Source organism: Paraburkholderia sp. UCT70 (assembly GCF_050434085.1).
Taxonomy (GTDB): Bacteria; Pseudomonadota; Gammaproteobacteria; order Burkholderiales; family Burkholderiaceae; genus Paraburkholderia; species Paraburkholderia tuberum.
This window is the reverse complement of record NZ_JBNPVZ010000002.1, coordinates 2505826-2521692: the sequence shown is the minus strand read 5'-3', so window position 1 is coordinate 2521692 and position 15867 is coordinate 2505826. Positions and strand designations below refer to the sequence as shown.

Annotated in this window: 14 protein-coding genes and 1 pseudogene; all 15 read left to right on the top strand. The window is 62.2% G+C overall.

Annotated features, from left to right (window positions below; genetic code table 11):
- The first annotated feature begins 3 nt into the window (after positions 1 to 3).
- Complete coding sequence (locus tag OKW41_RS13920) at positions 4 to 924, top strand: ABC transporter permease (RefSeq protein ID WP_429572876.1); 921 nt, start codon at positions 4 to 6, stop codon at positions 922 to 924.
- Positions 921 to 1790: an ABC transporter permease gene (locus OKW41_RS13915; RefSeq protein WP_429572875.1), complete on the top strand. Its 870-nt coding sequence runs from the start codon at positions 921 to 923 to the stop codon at positions 1788 to 1790. The genes OKW41_RS13920 and OKW41_RS13915 overlap by 4 nt, the downstream gene beginning before the upstream one ends.
- A gap of 25 nt (positions 1791 to 1815) precedes the next feature.
- Positions 1816 to 2889 (top strand): ABC transporter ATP-binding protein, encoded by a 1074-nt coding sequence (locus tag OKW41_RS13910; RefSeq protein WP_429572874.1) that lies wholly within the window; start codon positions 1816 to 1818, stop codon positions 2887 to 2889.
- A 38-nt stretch (positions 2890 to 2927) separates the two neighbouring features.
- Positions 2928 to 3752 carry a transporter substrate-binding domain-containing protein gene (locus tag OKW41_RS13905; RefSeq protein ID WP_429572873.1) on the top strand — a complete coding sequence of 275 codons (825 nt, stop codon included), beginning with the start codon at positions 2928 to 2930 and terminating at the stop codon, positions 3750 to 3752.
- A gap of 46 nt (positions 3753 to 3798) precedes the next feature.
- The gene (locus tag OKW41_RS13900) at positions 3799 to 4548 is read left to right on the top strand and encodes an amino acid ABC transporter permease (RefSeq protein ID WP_429572872.1); all 750 of its coding nucleotides are present in this window, start codon (positions 3799 to 3801) and stop codon (positions 4546 to 4548) included.
- On the top strand, positions 4545 to 5201 hold the full coding sequence (locus OKW41_RS13895) for an amino acid ABC transporter permease (protein ID WP_429572871.1): 657 nt from the start codon (positions 4545 to 4547) through the stop codon (positions 5199 to 5201). The genes OKW41_RS13900 and OKW41_RS13895 overlap by 4 nt, the downstream gene beginning before the upstream one ends.
- A gap of 323 nt (positions 5202 to 5524) precedes the next feature.
- Positions 5525 to 6250, top strand: a complete 726-nt coding sequence (locus OKW41_RS13890) for an amino acid ABC transporter ATP-binding protein (protein ID WP_429572870.1) — start codon at positions 5525 to 5527, stop codon at positions 6248 to 6250.
- A 142-nt stretch (positions 6251 to 6392) separates the two neighbouring features.
- Positions 6393 to 7385 carry an IS5 family transposase gene (locus OKW41_RS13885; RefSeq protein ID WP_429573413.1) on the top strand — a complete coding sequence of 331 codons (993 nt, stop codon included), beginning with the start codon at positions 6393 to 6395 and terminating at the stop codon, positions 7383 to 7385.
- Between the two features lie 372 nt (positions 7386 to 7757).
- Positions 7758 to 9044 (top strand): 4-aminobutyrate--2-oxoglutarate transaminase, encoded by a 1287-nt coding sequence (gabT, locus tag OKW41_RS13880; RefSeq protein ID WP_429572869.1) that lies wholly within the window; start codon positions 7758 to 7760, stop codon positions 9042 to 9044.
- A gap of 13 nt (positions 9045 to 9057) precedes the next feature.
- Positions 9058 to 10530: an NAD-dependent succinate-semialdehyde dehydrogenase gene (locus OKW41_RS13875; protein WP_429572868.1), complete on the top strand. Its 1473-nt coding sequence runs from the start codon at positions 9058 to 9060 to the stop codon at positions 10528 to 10530.
- 672 nt (positions 10531 to 11202) lie between these two features.
- Entirely contained in the window at positions 11203 to 12354 is a 1152-nt protein-coding gene (locus tag OKW41_RS13870) for an acyl-CoA dehydrogenase family protein (RefSeq protein ID WP_429572867.1), read from the top strand.
- Positions 12355 to 12362: 8 nt separating this feature from the next.
- Positions 12363 to 13937: an acyl CoA:acetate/3-ketoacid CoA transferase gene (locus OKW41_RS13865; RefSeq protein WP_429572866.1), complete on the top strand. Its 1575-nt coding sequence runs from the start codon at positions 12363 to 12365 to the stop codon at positions 13935 to 13937.
- Positions 13934 to 14386 (top strand): MaoC family dehydratase, encoded by a 453-nt coding sequence (locus tag OKW41_RS13860; protein ID WP_429572865.1) that lies wholly within the window; start codon positions 13934 to 13936, stop codon positions 14384 to 14386. Before OKW41_RS13865 ends, OKW41_RS13860 begins: the two co-directional genes overlap by 4 nt.
- Positions 14387 to 14476: 90 nt before the next feature.
- Positions 14477 to 15322, top strand: a complete 846-nt coding sequence (locus tag OKW41_RS13855) for an ABC transporter substrate-binding protein (protein WP_429572864.1) — start codon at positions 14477 to 14479, stop codon at positions 15320 to 15322.
- 25 nt (positions 15323 to 15347) lie between these two features.
- Positions 15348 to 15867: pseudogene (locus OKW41_RS13850) on the top strand (TRAP transporter large permease subunit); the annotation flags it as partial.

Here is a 15867-nt window from a genome sequence, read left to right as displayed (position 1 = left end):
ACCATGTCCGAACTCCCTTTGCGCCGCGCCGGACCAGGGGCGCCGGACGAGCCGGTTGCCCCCGCGTCGGGCACCGCACTCACCAAGGCTCGGCCGTGGCTGCTGCTCGCGCCAATCCTCGCGTTTCTCGCGGTGCTCGCCGCAGCGTCGCTCGTCGTGCTGCGCATGAGCTTCGGCACGGCCGGCGACGAATGGCGCGGCTTCACGCTGCAGAATTACGCCGATCTCGCCGATTCATATTTCCTGAACGCGTTGTGGCTCACGCTGCGGCTCGCGTTTCAGAGCATGGTGTGCGCGGTGCTGCTGGCGATTCCGGTCGCGCTTGCGATGGCGCGCACCGAGTCGCGTCTGGCGCGCCGGCTGCTATTGGCTGGCGTACTGCTGCCGCTGCTCGTCAATCTGTTGCTGCAGGGTTATGGCTGGCTGGTGATTCTTGGACCGGCGGGTTTGCTCAATCACGCATTGCTCGCGAGCGGCATGATCCAGCGTCCGGTGCAATGGCTTTATCGTGAGCATGGCGTGCTGCTCGGCCTGATCCAGACGGCGTTTCCGCTCGCGGTGCTGCCGTTGTCGAGCGCAATGCGTGCCGTGTCGCGCTCGTACGAAGAAGCCGCGGCAACGCTCGGTGCGACGCGCTGGCAGACGCTGCGTCACGTGATGTTACCGCTCGCGATGCCCGGGCTTGTCTCCGGCGGCCTGCTCGTCTTCGCCTACAACGCAAGTGCGTTCGCGGTGCCGCTGCTGCTCGGCGGCCGGCGCGTGCCGATGCTCGCCGTGCTGGTACACGACCAGGTCTCGCCGCTGCTGAACTGGCCGGCTGCGTCGGCATCCGGCGTGGTGCTGATGGTGGCGACGCTCGCCGTCATGGCGATCTCGCAGAGCCTCGCGCGCCGCACTCAACGTCTTGAGGAGCCGTCCGCATGAGCACGCCAGCCCAAATCCTTCGGTTGCGCACCCTGCGCCTGCCCATGACGATGCCGGGCCAGCTCGGCAAGCCCGCGGCGCTGCTCGCGGCGATCGTCCTGTTCCTCGCAGCGCTGCCGATTCTGACGATGATCACGATGTCGTTCAGCGCGTCGGACACGCTGCAATTTCCGCCGCCCAGCTATAGCCTGCAGTGGTATCGGGCCGCATGGCACACCTTTGTCTCACCCGATGCAAGCGACGTGCTGTCAATGGGTAGCGCATTGACAACGAGCCTGATCGTCGCGGTGTCGACAATGATCATTTCGACGCTGGTTTCCGTGCCGGCCGCGTATGCATTGAGCCGCTACCGTTTTCGCGGCAAGTCGGCCGTCGAACAGTTCGTTGCGCTGCCGCTCGTCTATCCGCTGGTGATGCTCGGGCTGTCGCTGCTGCTCGTGTTTAACGTCCTGCCGGTCGAACTCGGCGTGTTCCGTCTGATCATTGCGCACGTGATTCTCACGCTGCCTTTCACGGTGAAGAACTGCGCGGCATCGGTGGCCTCGATCGGTCCGGAGTTCGAGGAAGCCGCCTGCGTGATGGGCGCGAGCCCGCGCCGCGCGCTGATCGACGTTGTGTTGCCGCTGATGCGCCCCGGCATCCTCGCCGGCATGCTGTTCGCGTTCATCATCTCGTTCAACGAATTCACCGTGACGTTTTTTCTCTACGGCATCAACACGATGACGCTGCCGATATGGCTCTACAGCCGCACGGTGTCGTCGCTCGACCCGACCGTGTTTTCGTTCGCGGTCTTCATCGTCGCCATCGACTTCGCACTGATCTGGCTGCTTGAAAAGCTGATTGGCGATGAAGGCGTCGCACTCTGAGCGCGCAAGAGCTCAAGGAACCCTCATGACTCATCTGACACTTCAGGCCGTGACCAAACGCTTCAACGCCGCGTACGCCGTCGACCACGTCGATCTGCGCGTGCCGGACGGCAAGCTGGTCTGCTTTCTTGGCCCGTCCGGCTGCGGTAAGACGACCCTGCTGCGCATGATCGCCGGGTTGGAAACGCCGAGCTCCGGCAGCGTAAACTTCGCGGGCCGCGACATCACCCATTTACCTGCCAATCGACGCGATTTCGGCATGGTGTTCCAGTCGCTCGCGCTGTTTCCGCATATGACGGTGGCCGGGAACATCGCCTATCCGCTGCGCCTGCGCAAGACCGGCAAGGCCGCGCAAACGCGCCGTGTCACGGAACTTCTCGAACTGATCCAGTTGCCGCACATGGCAAACCGGCCAGTCACGCAACTTTCCGGCGGACAACGCCAGCGCGTCGCAATCGCCCGCGCGATTGCCTCGCAACCGAAACTGCTGCTGCTCGACGAACCGCTGTCCGCGCTCGACGCCAAACTGCGCGAGGCGATGCAGGTTGAAATCCGCCTGCTGCAACAGCGCCTCGGCATCACGACAATCATGGTCACGCACGATCAGCGCGAAGCGATGACGATGGCCGACGAAATCGTCGTCATGGAAAAAGGCCGGATTGCGCAGGTCGGCAAGCCGCTCGACATCTACCGCGACCCGGTTAGCGAGTTCGTCGCGGACTTCATCGGTCTCGGCAACATCGTGCCGGTGACATACGACAGTCGCGGTGACGTGAGTCTGCCGGGCGGTCAGCAGATCATCGTCGCCAATCCGGCGAGCATGTCCGGCTCGACGGGCGACATTCGCCTGCTGATCCGTCCCGAGGACGTCTACGTTAAGCCCGCCTCCAGCGGGCTCGGCCCCAACCGCCTCGCCGGTACGGTCACATTCATCCGCGACGTCGGCGCCTCGCTCGAAGCGACGATCGACTGCGCCGGCTTCACGCTGACTGCAGCAACGACGCCGCGCGAAACGCCGGGCCTGGTACTCGGCATGCCGGTGCTGGCCGAATTGCCCGCGCACGCCTGCAAGCTGATCGCGGCGCGCGTGACCCACTGAATTCCCCCCACACCCACGTTTTCGACAGAGGAACAACCATGACTACCCTTCGGCCCTTCCCCCTGCGCGCCCGGCGCGTCTTCGCCACGGCCGCCGCGACGCTGACGTTCGCTGGCATCGCCGCGCTGTCGGCATTTGCGCCGGCCGCTCACGCCGATGCACTCGACTCGATCGCCAAGTCCGGCGTCGTCCGGATCGGCGTCTTCGAAGACTATCCGCCGTTCGGCTCGATCGGCCCGGACATGAAGCCGCAAGGCTATGACATCGACGTCGCCAACCTGATCGGCAAGGCGCTCAACGCGAAGGTCGAACTCGTCCAGGTGACGGGCGACAACCGCATGGCCTACCTCGCCGACCGCAAGGCCGACATGCTGCTCTCGGTCGGCCAGACGCCCGAGCGCGAGAAAGTGATCGACTTCTCGCAGCCGTACGCACCGTACTACCTCGCGGTATTCGGCCCGAAGACCCTCGTCGTCAAAAACGCCAATGACCTCGCCGGCAAGACGATTTCGGTGGCGCGCGGCACGCTGGAAGACCTGAGCGTCACCAAGGTCGCGCCGGCGAGCGCCACCATCAAACGTTTCGACGATCCGAACGGGGCGATCTCCGCCTTTCTTTCCGGACAGGCCCAGTTGATGGTGGTCGGTAACGACGTCGGTGCGACGATCCTCGCGCGCCATCCGGCGAACGATCCGGAGCAGAAGTTCGCACTGTTCAGCTCGCCGGATCACGTCGGTCTGAACAAGAACGAGCCGCGTCTGCAGCAGAAGGTCAATGAGACGATTGCCCACGCCCGCAAGGACGGCACGATGAACGCGATTTCGGAAAAGTGGCTGCGCGCGCCACTGCCGGCCAATCTTTGACGACCGGCTTTCGGAACCGGCCTCACCTGACCATGAGCAATACGCCATGACCTATGCGTTCGATTTCAGCGGCTTCGGCTTCTACGCGGGCATGCTCGCGCATGGCGTCGCCGTCACCCTTGGGCTCACTGCGGTGTCCACCGTGCTGGGCGGCGTCGTCGGAGTCACGGGCGCCAGCGTCAGCGTCGCCGGGCCTCGCTGGGCCCGCACGCTGGTCGCCAGTTACGTCGAGTTGATACGGAACACGCCGTTCATCGTGCAGCTGTTCTTTGTGTTCTTCGGCTTGCCGGGTCTCGGTATCCGTATCGACGAAGTGCAGGCTGCGATCCTCGCGATGACGGTCAATCTCGGCGCCTACGCGACGGAGATCGTGCGTGCGGGCATCGACTCGATTCCGCGCGGCCAGGTGCAAGCCGCGCAGGCGCTGGGCCTGCGCGGACGCCAGGTGTTCCGCCATGTGGTGCTGCCGCAGGCACTGGCCAATGTGTTTCCGGCGCTCCTGAGCCAGGTGCTGATCGTGATGCTCGGTTCCGCCGTGGTGTCGCAGATCTCGGTGCCCGACCTGACGTATGCGGCCAATTTCATCCAGTCGCGTAACTTCCGCTCATTCGAGAGCTATCTGATCATCACCGCGACCTATCTGCTGCTGTCGATCCTGTTGCGGCAACTGCTGAACCGGCTCGGCCGCGGCCTTTTTGCGGGACGCACGCCACGCACACCCGATGCGCGGCGAAGCTGGCGGACATGGTTCTCCTGGCGTCGTGTGCCGACGCTGGCAACGGAGCGCTCACAATGAACGAATTCACCCTGTGGGATATCGCGCGCAATCTGCTGCTCGCCGCGCGCTGGACCGTGCTGCTCTCACTGATCGCCTTCGTCTGCGGCGGTGCGGTCGGTCTCCTGCTACTCGCGATGCGCGTGTCGCCGCTGCCGTGGCTGCGCCGCGTGGTCTCGCTCTATGTCGAACTGTTCCAGGGCACGCCGTTGCTGATGCAACTGTTCCTCGCGTTCTTCGGTCTGCCGTTGCTGGGCGTGGACGTGTCCGCATGGGTTGCCGCCACCGTCACGCTGACGCTCTACACCAGCGCGTATCTCTCCGATATCTGGCGCGGCTGCGTCGAAGCGGTGCCGCGCGGACAGTGGGCAGCGGGCGCGAGTCTCGGCATGACGTTCGGCCAGCAGCTGCGCTATATCGTGTGGCCGCAGGCAAGGAAGATCGCGGTCGCGCCGACCGTCGGTTTTCTGGTGCAGGTGGTCAAGAGCACCGCGTTGACGTCGATCATCGGTTTCACCGAACTGACGAAGACCGGCACGATGATCACCAACACAGCGTTCCGCCCGTTTCCGATCTACGGAATGGTCGCGCTACTTTACTTCGCGATGTGCTACCCGCTGACGTGGTATGCGCGACGGCTGGAGCAGGTACAACGCGTGCAGGCGCGCCGGTGACAATGGCCAGGATGCGAGACGCCCTTGTGCCCACCTCGACGTTGTTTTTCATCGCAGCTGCTTGGTGGCAGTCCGGCGAGGATCTGAGGCTTGCCGCTTCAGGCTGCTCACCGTGGCATCTACTCAAACTGATCGGTACCGGTCTCACGTAGTCAAGATGCGGCCCCACCGGTCATACAGCCGGTTTTGGACATTACCGCACCGGAGAAGACCGGTACATGGCTAGCGGTCACGCAGGCATGCACCGCACCGCCGCCCACCACTCAACGGGCTTCCCGCTTCGTGGCGTGTTCCACGGAGTCCAACCAGGAATGAATTTCACAATGATCTCAATCAACAATGTTTCGAAGTGGTACGGGCATTTTCAGGTGCTGAGCGAATGCACGACGGAAGTCAAAAAGGGGGAAGTGGTGGTGGTGTGCGGCCCATCGGGCTCCGGCAAGTCGACCCTGATCAAAGCGGTGAACGGCCTCGAGCCGTTCCAGAAGGGCGAGATCAGGATCGACCGCCAGTCGGTCGGCGACAAGAAGACCAACCTGTCGAAGCTGCGTGCGAAAGTCGGCATGGTGTTCCAGCACTTCGAACTGTTCCCACACCTGTCTATCACCGGAAATCTGACGCTTGCGCAAATAAAGGTGCTGGGCCGTTCGAAGGACGAAGCCGCGGCGAAGGCGCTGAAGCTGCTGGATCGCGTCGGCCTGCGCGCGCACGCGGACAAGTTTCCTGGACAATTGTCAGGCGGTCAGCAGCAACGTGTGGCTATTGCGCGCGCTCTGTCGATGGATCCGATCGCGATGCTGTTCGACGAACCGACCTCTGCGCTCGACCCGGAGATGATCAACGAAGTGCTCGACGTGATGGTCGAACTCGCTCAGGAAGGCATGACGATGATGTGCGTCACACACGAAATGGGCTTCGCGAAGAAGGTCGCGCACCGCGTGATATTCATGGACAAGGGCCTGATTGTCGAAGACGACCGCAAGGAAGATTTCTTCGCGAACCCGAAGTCGGATCGCGCAAAGGATTTTCTCGCGAAGATACTGCACTAACGTCTCCGCCACTCAGGACAGGTCGCCGCTGTTGAAGTTCGCTAATTCCGCTAGGGAAACGCTGATTTATCAGGCCCGGCTGTCATCGCTGACGTAGCCGAGGACGTTGTGGAAGGAAAGTTCACGGAACGGACCCAGGATGATGAAGCGGCAGATCGGTTTTGCGGAAGCGGAAAGTGCGGGCAAGAAGCGCGTGACCAAGCGTCAACGCTTTCTCGCCGAGATGGAGAAGGTCGTTCCGTGGTCGCGGCTGCTGTCGGTCATCGAGCCGTACTACCCGAAGGGCAAGCGAGGCCGGCCGCCGATTGGCTTGGAACGGATGCTGCGAATCTACTTCCTGCAGCAGTGGTACGGGTTGTCGGACGAAGGGCTGGAAGACGCGCTGTATGACAGCATTGCGATGCGCGCGTTCGCCGGCATCGATCTGGCCGTCGAGAACGCGCCGGATGCGACCACGCTGTTGAAGTTCCGGCGTCTGCTGGTCGAGCATGAGCTTACGCGGAAGTTGTTCGACGAGATAGGCATCTCGCTGTGTGAGCGCGGACTGATGATGAAGGAAGGCACGCTGGTCGACGCGACGATCATCGAAGCGCCGCCGTCGACCAAGAACGCTGAGAAGAGCCGAGACCCGGAGATGCATCAGACGAAGAAGGGCAACGAGTGGCACTTCGGGATGAAGGCCCACATCGGTGCCGACGCCGATTCGGGCCTGGTGCATAGCGTGGTGGGCACGGCGGCCAACGTGTCTGACGTGTCGCAGGCCCATGTCCTGCTTCACGGGCATGAAGAGGAAGCTTTTGGCGACGCGGGCTACCTCGGCGTGGACAAACGCGACGAGATGAAGGGCAAGCCGGTGAAGTGGCGTGTGGCGGCCAAGCGCGGAAAGATCAAGGCGATGCAGGAAGGCCCGCTGAAGGACCTGATGATCGCGGTTGAGCGAACCAAGGCGCAGATTCGCGCGCGGGTCGAGCATCCGTTTCATGTCGTGAAGAACCTGTTTCGTCATCGTAAGGTCCGCTACAAGGGTCTCGCCAAGAACACGGCGCAGCTATTCAGCCTGTTCGCGCTGGCGAACCTGGTGATCGCGAAAAATCAGCTGCTGTCGACTCATGGAAGCAGTCCGTCATGCGTGTGAAAAACGCGGGAAGTGAGGCCCGAATACGCGCGAAACTCACCTCGAGTGCCGTCAAATTCCTTCGTCAATCTGAAAATGGCAACCTGCCTCGTCCGTTATGCGGACGACAGGCTCATTGATCAGCATTTCCCTAGCGGCGTTCGCAGGAGCGCTAATGGTGTTCATTAATTGTGCTAGTGCGCCTTATTGGAAATCCTTGCGCCAGATCAGACAGTGTCCCGAGCACGATCTCTCCGTGGCGAGAGTTGATACATATCGATCTGTCAATGTGAACGTCGCGATTCGTAATTCATTTTTTGAGTTTTGACCGCATACAACTGCCCATGTCGCCTATTTTTTACATACGAGACCTTCAACCAATTTGGAACAGCCATGATCAACAAAGACTTGCAATCCCGTAAGAATGCCGCCACACCGCGCGGCGTCGGCGTGATGTGCGACTTCTACGCAGCACGCGCTGAGAACGCGGAACTTTGGGATATCGAAGGGCGCCGCTTCATCGACTTCGCAAGCGGGATCGCCGTCAACAACGTCGGTCACCGCCATCCGAAGATCGTCGCGGCGATCCGCAAACAACTCGACGAGGGATTCATCCATACGGCGTACCAGATCGTCCCGTACGCGTCATACGTCGAACTCGCAGAGAGGATCAATCGCCTCGCACCCGGCTCACAGCCGAAGAAAACCGCGTTCTTTACGACCGGTGCCGAGGCCGTTGAAAACGCGATCAAGATCGCCCGCGCAGCGACCGGCCGTTCGGGCGTCATCGCCTTCAACGGCGGTTTCCACGGCCGCACGATGATGGGCATGGCGCTGACCGGCAAGGTCGCTCCGTACAAGATCGGCTTTGGGCCGTTCCCGGCGGAGACCTATCACGCGCCGTATCCGTATGAATTGCACGGCATCAGCGTTGAAGAAGCGCTGGACGGTATTGCGCAGCGCTTTAAGGCCGACATCGATCCGCAGCGTGTTGCTGCCTTCATCTTCGAACCGGTGCAAGGCGAGGGTGGGTTCTACATGGCACCGCCGGAATTCGTGCGCGGGCTGCGCGCGCTTTGCGACCAGCACGGCATCCTGCTGATCGCCGATGAAATCCAGACGGGCTTCGCTCGCACGGGCAAGCTGTTCGCGATGCAGCACTACGACGCCGAAGCGGACCTGATGACGATCGCGAAGAGTCTCGCGGGCGGCATGCCGCTGTCAGGCGTAGTCGGCCGCGCTGACCTGATGGACGCTCCGCAGCCGGGCGGTCTCGGCGGCACCTATGCTGGCAACCCGCTCGCGATTGCAGCAGCACACGCGGTTCTCGACGTAATCGCCGAAGAGAATCTCTCGGCGCGGGCGGCCAACCTTGGCGCGCAACTGAAAGAGCGACTTGCCAGCATCAAGGCAAGGTTGCCGCAACTCGCCGATGTGCGCGGTCCGGGCAGCATGGTCGCGGCCGAGTTCATCGACCCGAAGACCGGAGCGCCTGACCCGGTGTTCACAAAGCAGGTGCAGACGCGCGCGCTCGAACGCGGTTTGATCCTGCTGATTTGCGGCGTGCACAGCAACGTAATCCGCTTCCTGTTCCCGCTGACGATCCAGCAAACCATATTCGACGAAGGCCTCGCGATTCTCGAAGATGTGCTGACGGTTGACGCAACGGCTCACGCCTGATCAGGAGCTGACGATGGCACATGACGTACAAACCCTGTCGCTGAAGGACGCGACTCTGCTGCGATCGCTCGCTTATGTGAACGGCGAATGGATCCGTGCAGACAACGGCGAAACCTTCGACGTCAGCGACCCTGCGACTGGCCGCGTAATCGCAGAGGTCCCCGCGATGGGCGCTGCCGAAACGCGCCGCGCAATCGAAGCTGCTCAGGTCGCGCAACGGCACTGGTGCAAGAGGACCGCAAAGGAGCGGGCCGCCGTGCTGCGCCGTTGGCACGACCTGATGCTCGCGAACGCTGACGACCTGGCCACTATCATGACGGCCGAACAGGGTAAGCCACTTACCGAAGCCAAAGGCGAGATCGGATACGCAGCATCGTTTCTCGAATGGTTCGCCGAAGAAGCGAAACGCGTCGACGGCGACGTGCTCGCGACACCGCAGAATGACAAGCGCCTGGTGGTCATCAAGGAGCCTGTTGGCGTTTGCGCGGCGATTACGCCGTGGAACTTCCCGGCTGCGATGATCACGCGCAAGGTCGGGCCGGCGCTTGCCTCAGGTTGCGCAATCGTCGTCAAGCCGGCGGAAGCAACGCCGCTGTCGGCGTTCGCTCTGGCAGTGCTGGCTGAGCGGGCGGGCGTCCCGGCTGGCGTGTTAAGCATCGTTACTGGTGATCCAAAGGCAATCGGTGCGGAAATGACGGGCAATCCAGTTGTCCGCAAGCTGTCTTTCACCGGATCGACGACGGTTGGCCGTCTGCTTGCTGCACAGTGCGCGCCCACGATCAAAAAGCTCTCGCTTGAACTCGGCGGTAACGCGCCGTTTATCGTATTCGATGACGCGGACCTCGATGCGGCGGTCGAAGGCGCGCTCGCGTCGAAATACCGGAACGCAGGGCAGACCTGCGTCTGCACGAATCGTTTCTATATTCACGATGCGGTCTATGACTCGTTCGCCACGAAAATCGCCGACGCAGTCACAAAGCTGAAAGTCGGCAACGGATTCCACGCAGGCGTTACGCAGGGTCCGCTGATCAACGCGGCGGCGATCGCCAAAGTCGAAACGCACATCGCCGATGCACTGTCGCACGGCGCGCGCGTGATTGCTGGTGGCAAGCGCCACGCACTTGGCGGCACGTTCTTCGAGCCAACCATTATCGCGGATGCAACTTCCGCGATGCTAATTGCACGTGAAGAAACGTTCGGGCCAGTTGCGCCTCTCTTTCGCTTCTCCTCGGATGACGAGGTCATCAAGATGGCGAATGATACGGAGTTTGGGTTGGCTGCGTACTTCTACAGTCGCGATATCGGGCGTGTGTGGCGTGTCGCCGAGGCGCTGGAGTACGGAATGGTGGGCATCAACACGGGCCTGATTTCGAACGAGGTGGCGCCTTTTGGCGGTGTGAAGCAGTCGGGCCTCGGGCGTGAAGGTTCGAAATATGGGATCGACGAGTACCTGGAGATCAAGTACTTGTGCATGGGTGGTCTTTAGACTTACCTGATTGACGCCCTGCGAAGGTGTTGCGAGGGGATGTTCCCGTGGTGCGGCCGGCATAGCCAAGGCGGACCGCGTTACGATTCCAATCCCCTTCGCAGCGCGAGCGCGTTCACAACATCAGACCCGGGCTCACTACGCACGGCCTACCTGTCGGCGGTGGCCAGGCAAGGGTCATTGCTTCGTCGACCGTCCGATTACAGGGCCGCACTTCTGGGCCCAAAGCTCTCCTACGACAACCATCTCCGTATCCGTGCAGCCACCCGACAGAACCTGCTTGGCGACCCACGAGCGCAATACCCTCCACCAGCGGCCGATAGCACCAGTTCGATGAACATCTTACAGAGCCGACGTTGGAATCCTCAACGGCGGCTTCCGGTTGGTGGTATGAACGCGTACTGCCGGCCAATTCCAGCCGTTCGCGGTCACTGAGAAGTGTCGTTCAGACGACGGCTTTACCGCTAGCAGCGGCCCTTGGTAGTCCCATGGCGCGACGGATCGCAACGGAGGCGCCAGGAGACGAAACAAGTTCGGATTCGCATTATTTCAAATCTATAAGAACAGTGAATACTCAACCTCACGTTTGCGATAACCGTCGTTTTTTGCTCCACCCATACTGCTATCGAACGCTCGTCATCACGGCGAGGCCGCAAAGCAACGACGGGACCCATGCAACTATTTCTTTCCGAAGAGCAGACTTCGCTGCGCGATACCACGCGCCGTTTCGCCGAGCGCGAAGTGCTGAAACGCGCCGCCGCGATTGATCGAGAAGACCGCTTCGATCGCATCTTGTATCGGCAGATGGCCGAACTCGGCCTGTTCGGCATCAGCCTGCCCGAAGCGGGCGGCGGCGCGGGTCTCGATACCGTGTCCGTCTGCATCGCAATGGAAGAGCTGGCGCGCTGCTCCGGCAGCATCGGCAACGCGTTCGCCATTCCCGTGGAAGCGGCGCTCTTCCTGTATCAGCACGGCAGCGAGGCTCAGAAGGAACGCATCGCGGGATTGCTTGACGGCAGCATCGTCGCGGCGACCGCCGTGTCGGAACCCGACCACGGTTCCGATGTCGCCAGTCTCACGACGACCGCGCGTCGCACGGCGGACGGCTACGTGCTCAACGGGGTCAAGGCGTGGGTCACGCTCGGCGGCGCCGCGGATTTCGTCCTGGTGTTCGCGCGCACGCCGAGCGAAAAAGGCCAGGGCGGGCATCATGCGATCAGTTGCTTTCTCGTCGATATGAACCTGCCCGGCATCAGGCGCGGTAAGTCCGAGGAACTGCTCGGCATGCACGGTCTGGAAGACTGCCAGATCGCGTTCGATAACGTGAAGCTCGCTGCCGATGCGCTCGTCGGCGTAGAACATCGCGCGTTCAAAATGGCGATGGCGAACTTCAACTTCAGCCGCCTGCTGATGTCCGCGATGGCGCTCGGCATGGCGCAGGCCGCGTTCGAAGACGCGCAGGCGTACGCATCGACACGGCGTCAGTTCGGCAGCCCGATCGCATCGTTTCAGGCGATCCAGTTCATGCTCGCCGATATGTCGACGGATATTGCGGCGTCGCGTCTCCTGATCCATCACGCGGCGCGCGTGCATGACGCGGGCTTGTCCATCGCGAAGGAAGCGGCGCACGCGAAGCTCTTCACCACCGACATGGCCATGCGCCACGTCTCCAACGCGCTGCAAATCCACGGCGGCAACGGCTACTCGCGCGAATATCGCGTCGAGCGTCTGTTCCGCGACGTGCGCCTCGCGCAGATTTTCGAAGGCACGAATCAGATCCAGCGCCTCATCATTGCGCGGCAGATCGAGAAAGAACGGACATAAGGCGCGTTATGATCAAGTGCATAACGGCAAAGGAAGCCGCCGCGCTGATCCGCGACGGCGACATGCTGATGACGGGCGGCAACGGCGGATCGGGCGTGCCCGAAGCGATCTTCGAAGCGATCGAGGCGCGTCATCTGTCGGGCGACGGTCCGCGCGATCTCACGCTCTTTCATGTGACGGGCGTTGGCGCGGTGCACGAGAAAGGCTTGTGCCGGCTGGCGTATCCGGAGCTGGTCAGGCGCGTGATCGGCGGCAACTATGGCATGCAGATGCCGTTCATGCGGCTGATCCGCGCGAACCGCATCGAGGCGTACAACTTTCCGCAAGGCGTGATGGCGCAGATGTGCCGCGCGATGGCGGGCCGTCAGCCGGGTCTCGTGTCGCACGTCGGCCTGCGTACGTATGTCGATCCGCGCCAGGACGGCGGACGCATGAATGATTGCACGACGGAACCGCTCGTCGACCTGCTGCATGTCGCGGGCGGCGAGTATATGTTCTATCGCGCGCCGGGCGTGCCGAATGTCGCGATCATTCGCGGCACCTCTGCCGATGAAGACGGCTACGTCAGCATGGAGCACGAAGCGACGACGCGCGAAGACCTGTCGATCGCGCAGGCGGTGCATAACGCGGGCGGCATCGTCATCTGTCAGGTGAAGCGCATCGTGCAGCGCGGCAGCGTCAATCCGCACATGATCAAGATCCCCGGCTTCCTGATTGATTACTTCGTCGTCGAGCCGGAGCAGCTGCAGACCTACACGACGCGTTACGACCCCGCGCGCAGTGGTGAGACGCGTCTGCCGGCATCGCGCATCGTGCCTGATGCACTGACCGCGCGACGCGTGATCGCGCGGCGTGCCGCCTTCGAGCTGCGGCTGAACGATGTCGTGAATCTCGGCGTCGGCGTCTCCGCGATGATCCCCAACGTCGCCGCCGAAGAAGGCATCTCCGACATGATGACGCTGACGGTCGAATCGGGCGTCGTCGGCGGAGTGCCGGGCCATACGCGTGAGTTCGGCACGGCGGTGAATCCGCGCATGATCCTTGACCAGGCCTATCAGTTCGATTTCTACGATGGCGGCGGCCTCACGTGCGCGTTCCTGTCGTTTGCACAGGTCGATGCGCGCGGCAATGTCAACGTCACACGCTTCGGCGAGCGCGCGGACGGCTCGGGCGGTTTCATCGACATCACGCAGAACAGCAAGCGGCTCGTGTTCAACGGCTCCCTGACGGGCGGCGAGCTTGATATCGGCGTGAGCGATGGCGCGCTGCAAATTCGCCGCGACGGTGCCTTCGACAAGTTCTTGCCGCGCGTCGATCAGGTCAGCTTCTCCGGCGAACTCGCGCGCGAACGCGGCCAGCACGTCAAGTTCGTGACGGATCGCGCGGTCTTCGATCTCGAAGCGGACGGACTCGTGCTGAAGGAAATCGCGCCGGGTGCGCGGCTGAAGGAAGACGTGCTCGATCGCATCGCGTTCGATGTGCGCGTGAGCGAAGACCTCAAACGGATGGATGCACGCATCTTCCGTCCCGGCCCGATGAATCTGCGCGACACGCTGATCGCACGCGAGGCATCGCCACGATGAAAACCGATCTCTATTTCGAAGACGTCGTGATTGACGAAGTGATGACCAGCCCCGCGCGCACCATCACGCCCGACGATATCGCGGCGTTCTGCGCGCTGACCGAGGATTTTCACCCGCTGCACACGGACGCAGAGTATGCGAAAAGCCGCGGCTTCTCCGGGCTGATCGCGCACGGGCTTTATGGCCTTGCGTTGATGGAAGGGCTCAAGACATCGATGAAGCTCTACGAGAACACGTCGATCGCGTCGCTCGGCTGGGACGCGGTGCGCTTCAGGCAACCGGTACTCGCGGGCGACACGGTGCGCGTGAGCTTCAACGTCATCGACAAGCGGCTCAGTTCGAAGCCGGGGCGCGGCGTGCTGACCGAAGCCGTGCGGCTCATCAATCAATGCGATGAAGTCGTGATCGATGCACGGCACGCCGCGCTGGTTCTCTCGCGCGATGCGTAAGCACGCGCGCCCCGACGCCTTCTCCCGCGCGCGACACGAAGACACGCGCGGCATGACGCATTCAACCGATCGCAAACAGGGATACGAAAAATGATCAGGCAACTCTTACTAGGCACGGCCATGCTAGGCGTGCTTTCGTGTTCGATGAACACGGCGAACGCGGCATCGGCCGCCTGCACGCCGAAGCTCGCGGCGTCGCATCTCGTCGCCTCGGGCAAGTTTCAGATGGCGATCAATCCGACCTTGCCGCCGCAGCAATACGTCGACGACAAAGGCCAGCTTCAGGGCCTGAACGTCGAACTCGGCCGCGCGATTGCGGAGAAGCTCTGTCTCGAACCGGTGTTCGTGCGCATGGACATGCCGCCGATGATTCCCGGCCTGCGCACCGGCCAGTTCGATGCGATTAACACCGGTCTGTTCTGGACCGAAGAGCGTTCCAAGATGCTGTACATGGTGCCATACGGACAACAGGCGCTGAGCATCTACACGCTGCCCGGCAGCACGTTCCAGCCAAAGAGTTTCGCTGACCTGTCGGGACATTCTGTGGGCGTGGAATTGTCGACGTATCAGGAGCGCAAGGCGCGCGAGGTCAACGCGAAGCTCGTCGCGGACGGCAAGAAGAGCATCGATTTCCGCACCTTCACGACCGTCACCGATACATCGGCGGCACTGCGCGCGCGTCAGCTCGAAGCGGGCATCAATATCGACGAGACGGCGACATCGCTCGCGGATCGCGGTATTGTGAAGATCTGGACGCATGGACTCGAAGGCACCGACATCACGTTCGCGATGCGCGACAAGGCGACCGCCGAAGCCGTCGCGCGGGCGCTTGCGGAACTCAAAAGCGATGGCACCTACGACAAGCTCTTCAGCAAGTTTCACATGACGCCCTTGAAGACCGCGAGCTTCGGGATTCGCGGGCCGGGTCCGCAATAAAGCGCAAGCGGTCAATATGGCTATCCGCGCCGACGGTTCGACGGAACTGCAACGCTTCCCGGGCTGGATGGCGGTGAGCCGCAGTTTCATCGGCGCGGTGCCGGGTGATGAAGAAGCTGGGCCACGCGCTGTCGAAGGCGGCCAAGGCCACCGGCGTGGTGCTGCTGCTGATCGGCGTATCGAACATGCTGCGCTTCCAGATGGCCTATCTGGAGATCCCCGAGGCGATCGAACGCATGCTCGACGGCGCGACGGCGCTGCCCTGGCTGATGCTGCTGTACATCAACGTGATCCAGTTTTTCGTCGGCACGTTCGTCGACATAGCGGCGCACATCCTGATCACCACGCCGCTGTTCCTGCCGATGGTGATGCATAACGGCGTGGGTCCGGTCCAGTTCGGCATCGTGATCCTGCTGAACTGCGCATTGGGTCTCGTGCACCCGCCGATCGGCTCGGTGCAGTTCATCGGCTGCGCGATCGGCAATGTGTCGATAGGGCAAACCACCAAGGTAGCGTGGCCGTATTACCTGGGCGGTTTCAAGAGT

Coding starts and splice junctions, on each gene's coding strand:
- OKW41_RS13920 (WP_429572876.1), top strand. CDS start 4: ATGTCCGAACTCCCTTTGCGCCGCGCCGGACCAGGGGCGCCGGACGAG.
- OKW41_RS13915 (WP_429572875.1), top strand. CDS start 921: ATGAGCACGCCAGCCCAAATCCTTCGGTTGCGCACCCTGCGCCTGCCC.
- OKW41_RS13910 (WP_429572874.1), top strand. CDS start 1,816: ATGACTCATCTGACACTTCAGGCCGTGACCAAACGCTTCAACGCCGCG.
- OKW41_RS13905 (WP_429572873.1), top strand. CDS start 2,928: ATGACTACCCTTCGGCCCTTCCCCCTGCGCGCCCGGCGCGTCTTCGCC.
- OKW41_RS13900 (WP_429572872.1), top strand. CDS start 3,799: ATGACCTATGCGTTCGATTTCAGCGGCTTCGGCTTCTACGCGGGCATG.
- OKW41_RS13895 (WP_429572871.1), top strand. CDS start 4,545: ATGAACGAATTCACCCTGTGGGATATCGCGCGCAATCTGCTGCTCGCC.
- OKW41_RS13890 (WP_429572870.1), top strand. CDS start 5,525: ATGATCTCAATCAACAATGTTTCGAAGTGGTACGGGCATTTTCAGGTG.
- OKW41_RS13885 (WP_429573413.1), top strand. CDS start 6,393: ATGAAGCGGCAGATCGGTTTTGCGGAAGCGGAAAGTGCGGGCAAGAAG.
- gabT (WP_429572869.1), top strand. CDS start 7,758: ATGATCAACAAAGACTTGCAATCCCGTAAGAATGCCGCCACACCGCGC.
- OKW41_RS13875 (WP_429572868.1), top strand. CDS start 9,058: ATGGCACATGACGTACAAACCCTGTCGCTGAAGGACGCGACTCTGCTG.
- OKW41_RS13870 (WP_429572867.1), top strand. CDS start 11,203: ATGCAACTATTTCTTTCCGAAGAGCAGACTTCGCTGCGCGATACCACG.
- OKW41_RS13865 (WP_429572866.1), top strand. CDS start 12,363: ATGATCAAGTGCATAACGGCAAAGGAAGCCGCCGCGCTGATCCGCGAC.
- OKW41_RS13860 (WP_429572865.1), top strand. CDS start 13,934: ATGAAAACCGATCTCTATTTCGAAGACGTCGTGATTGACGAAGTGATG.
- OKW41_RS13855 (WP_429572864.1), top strand. CDS start 14,477: ATGATCAGGCAACTCTTACTAGGCACGGCCATGCTAGGCGTGCTTTCG.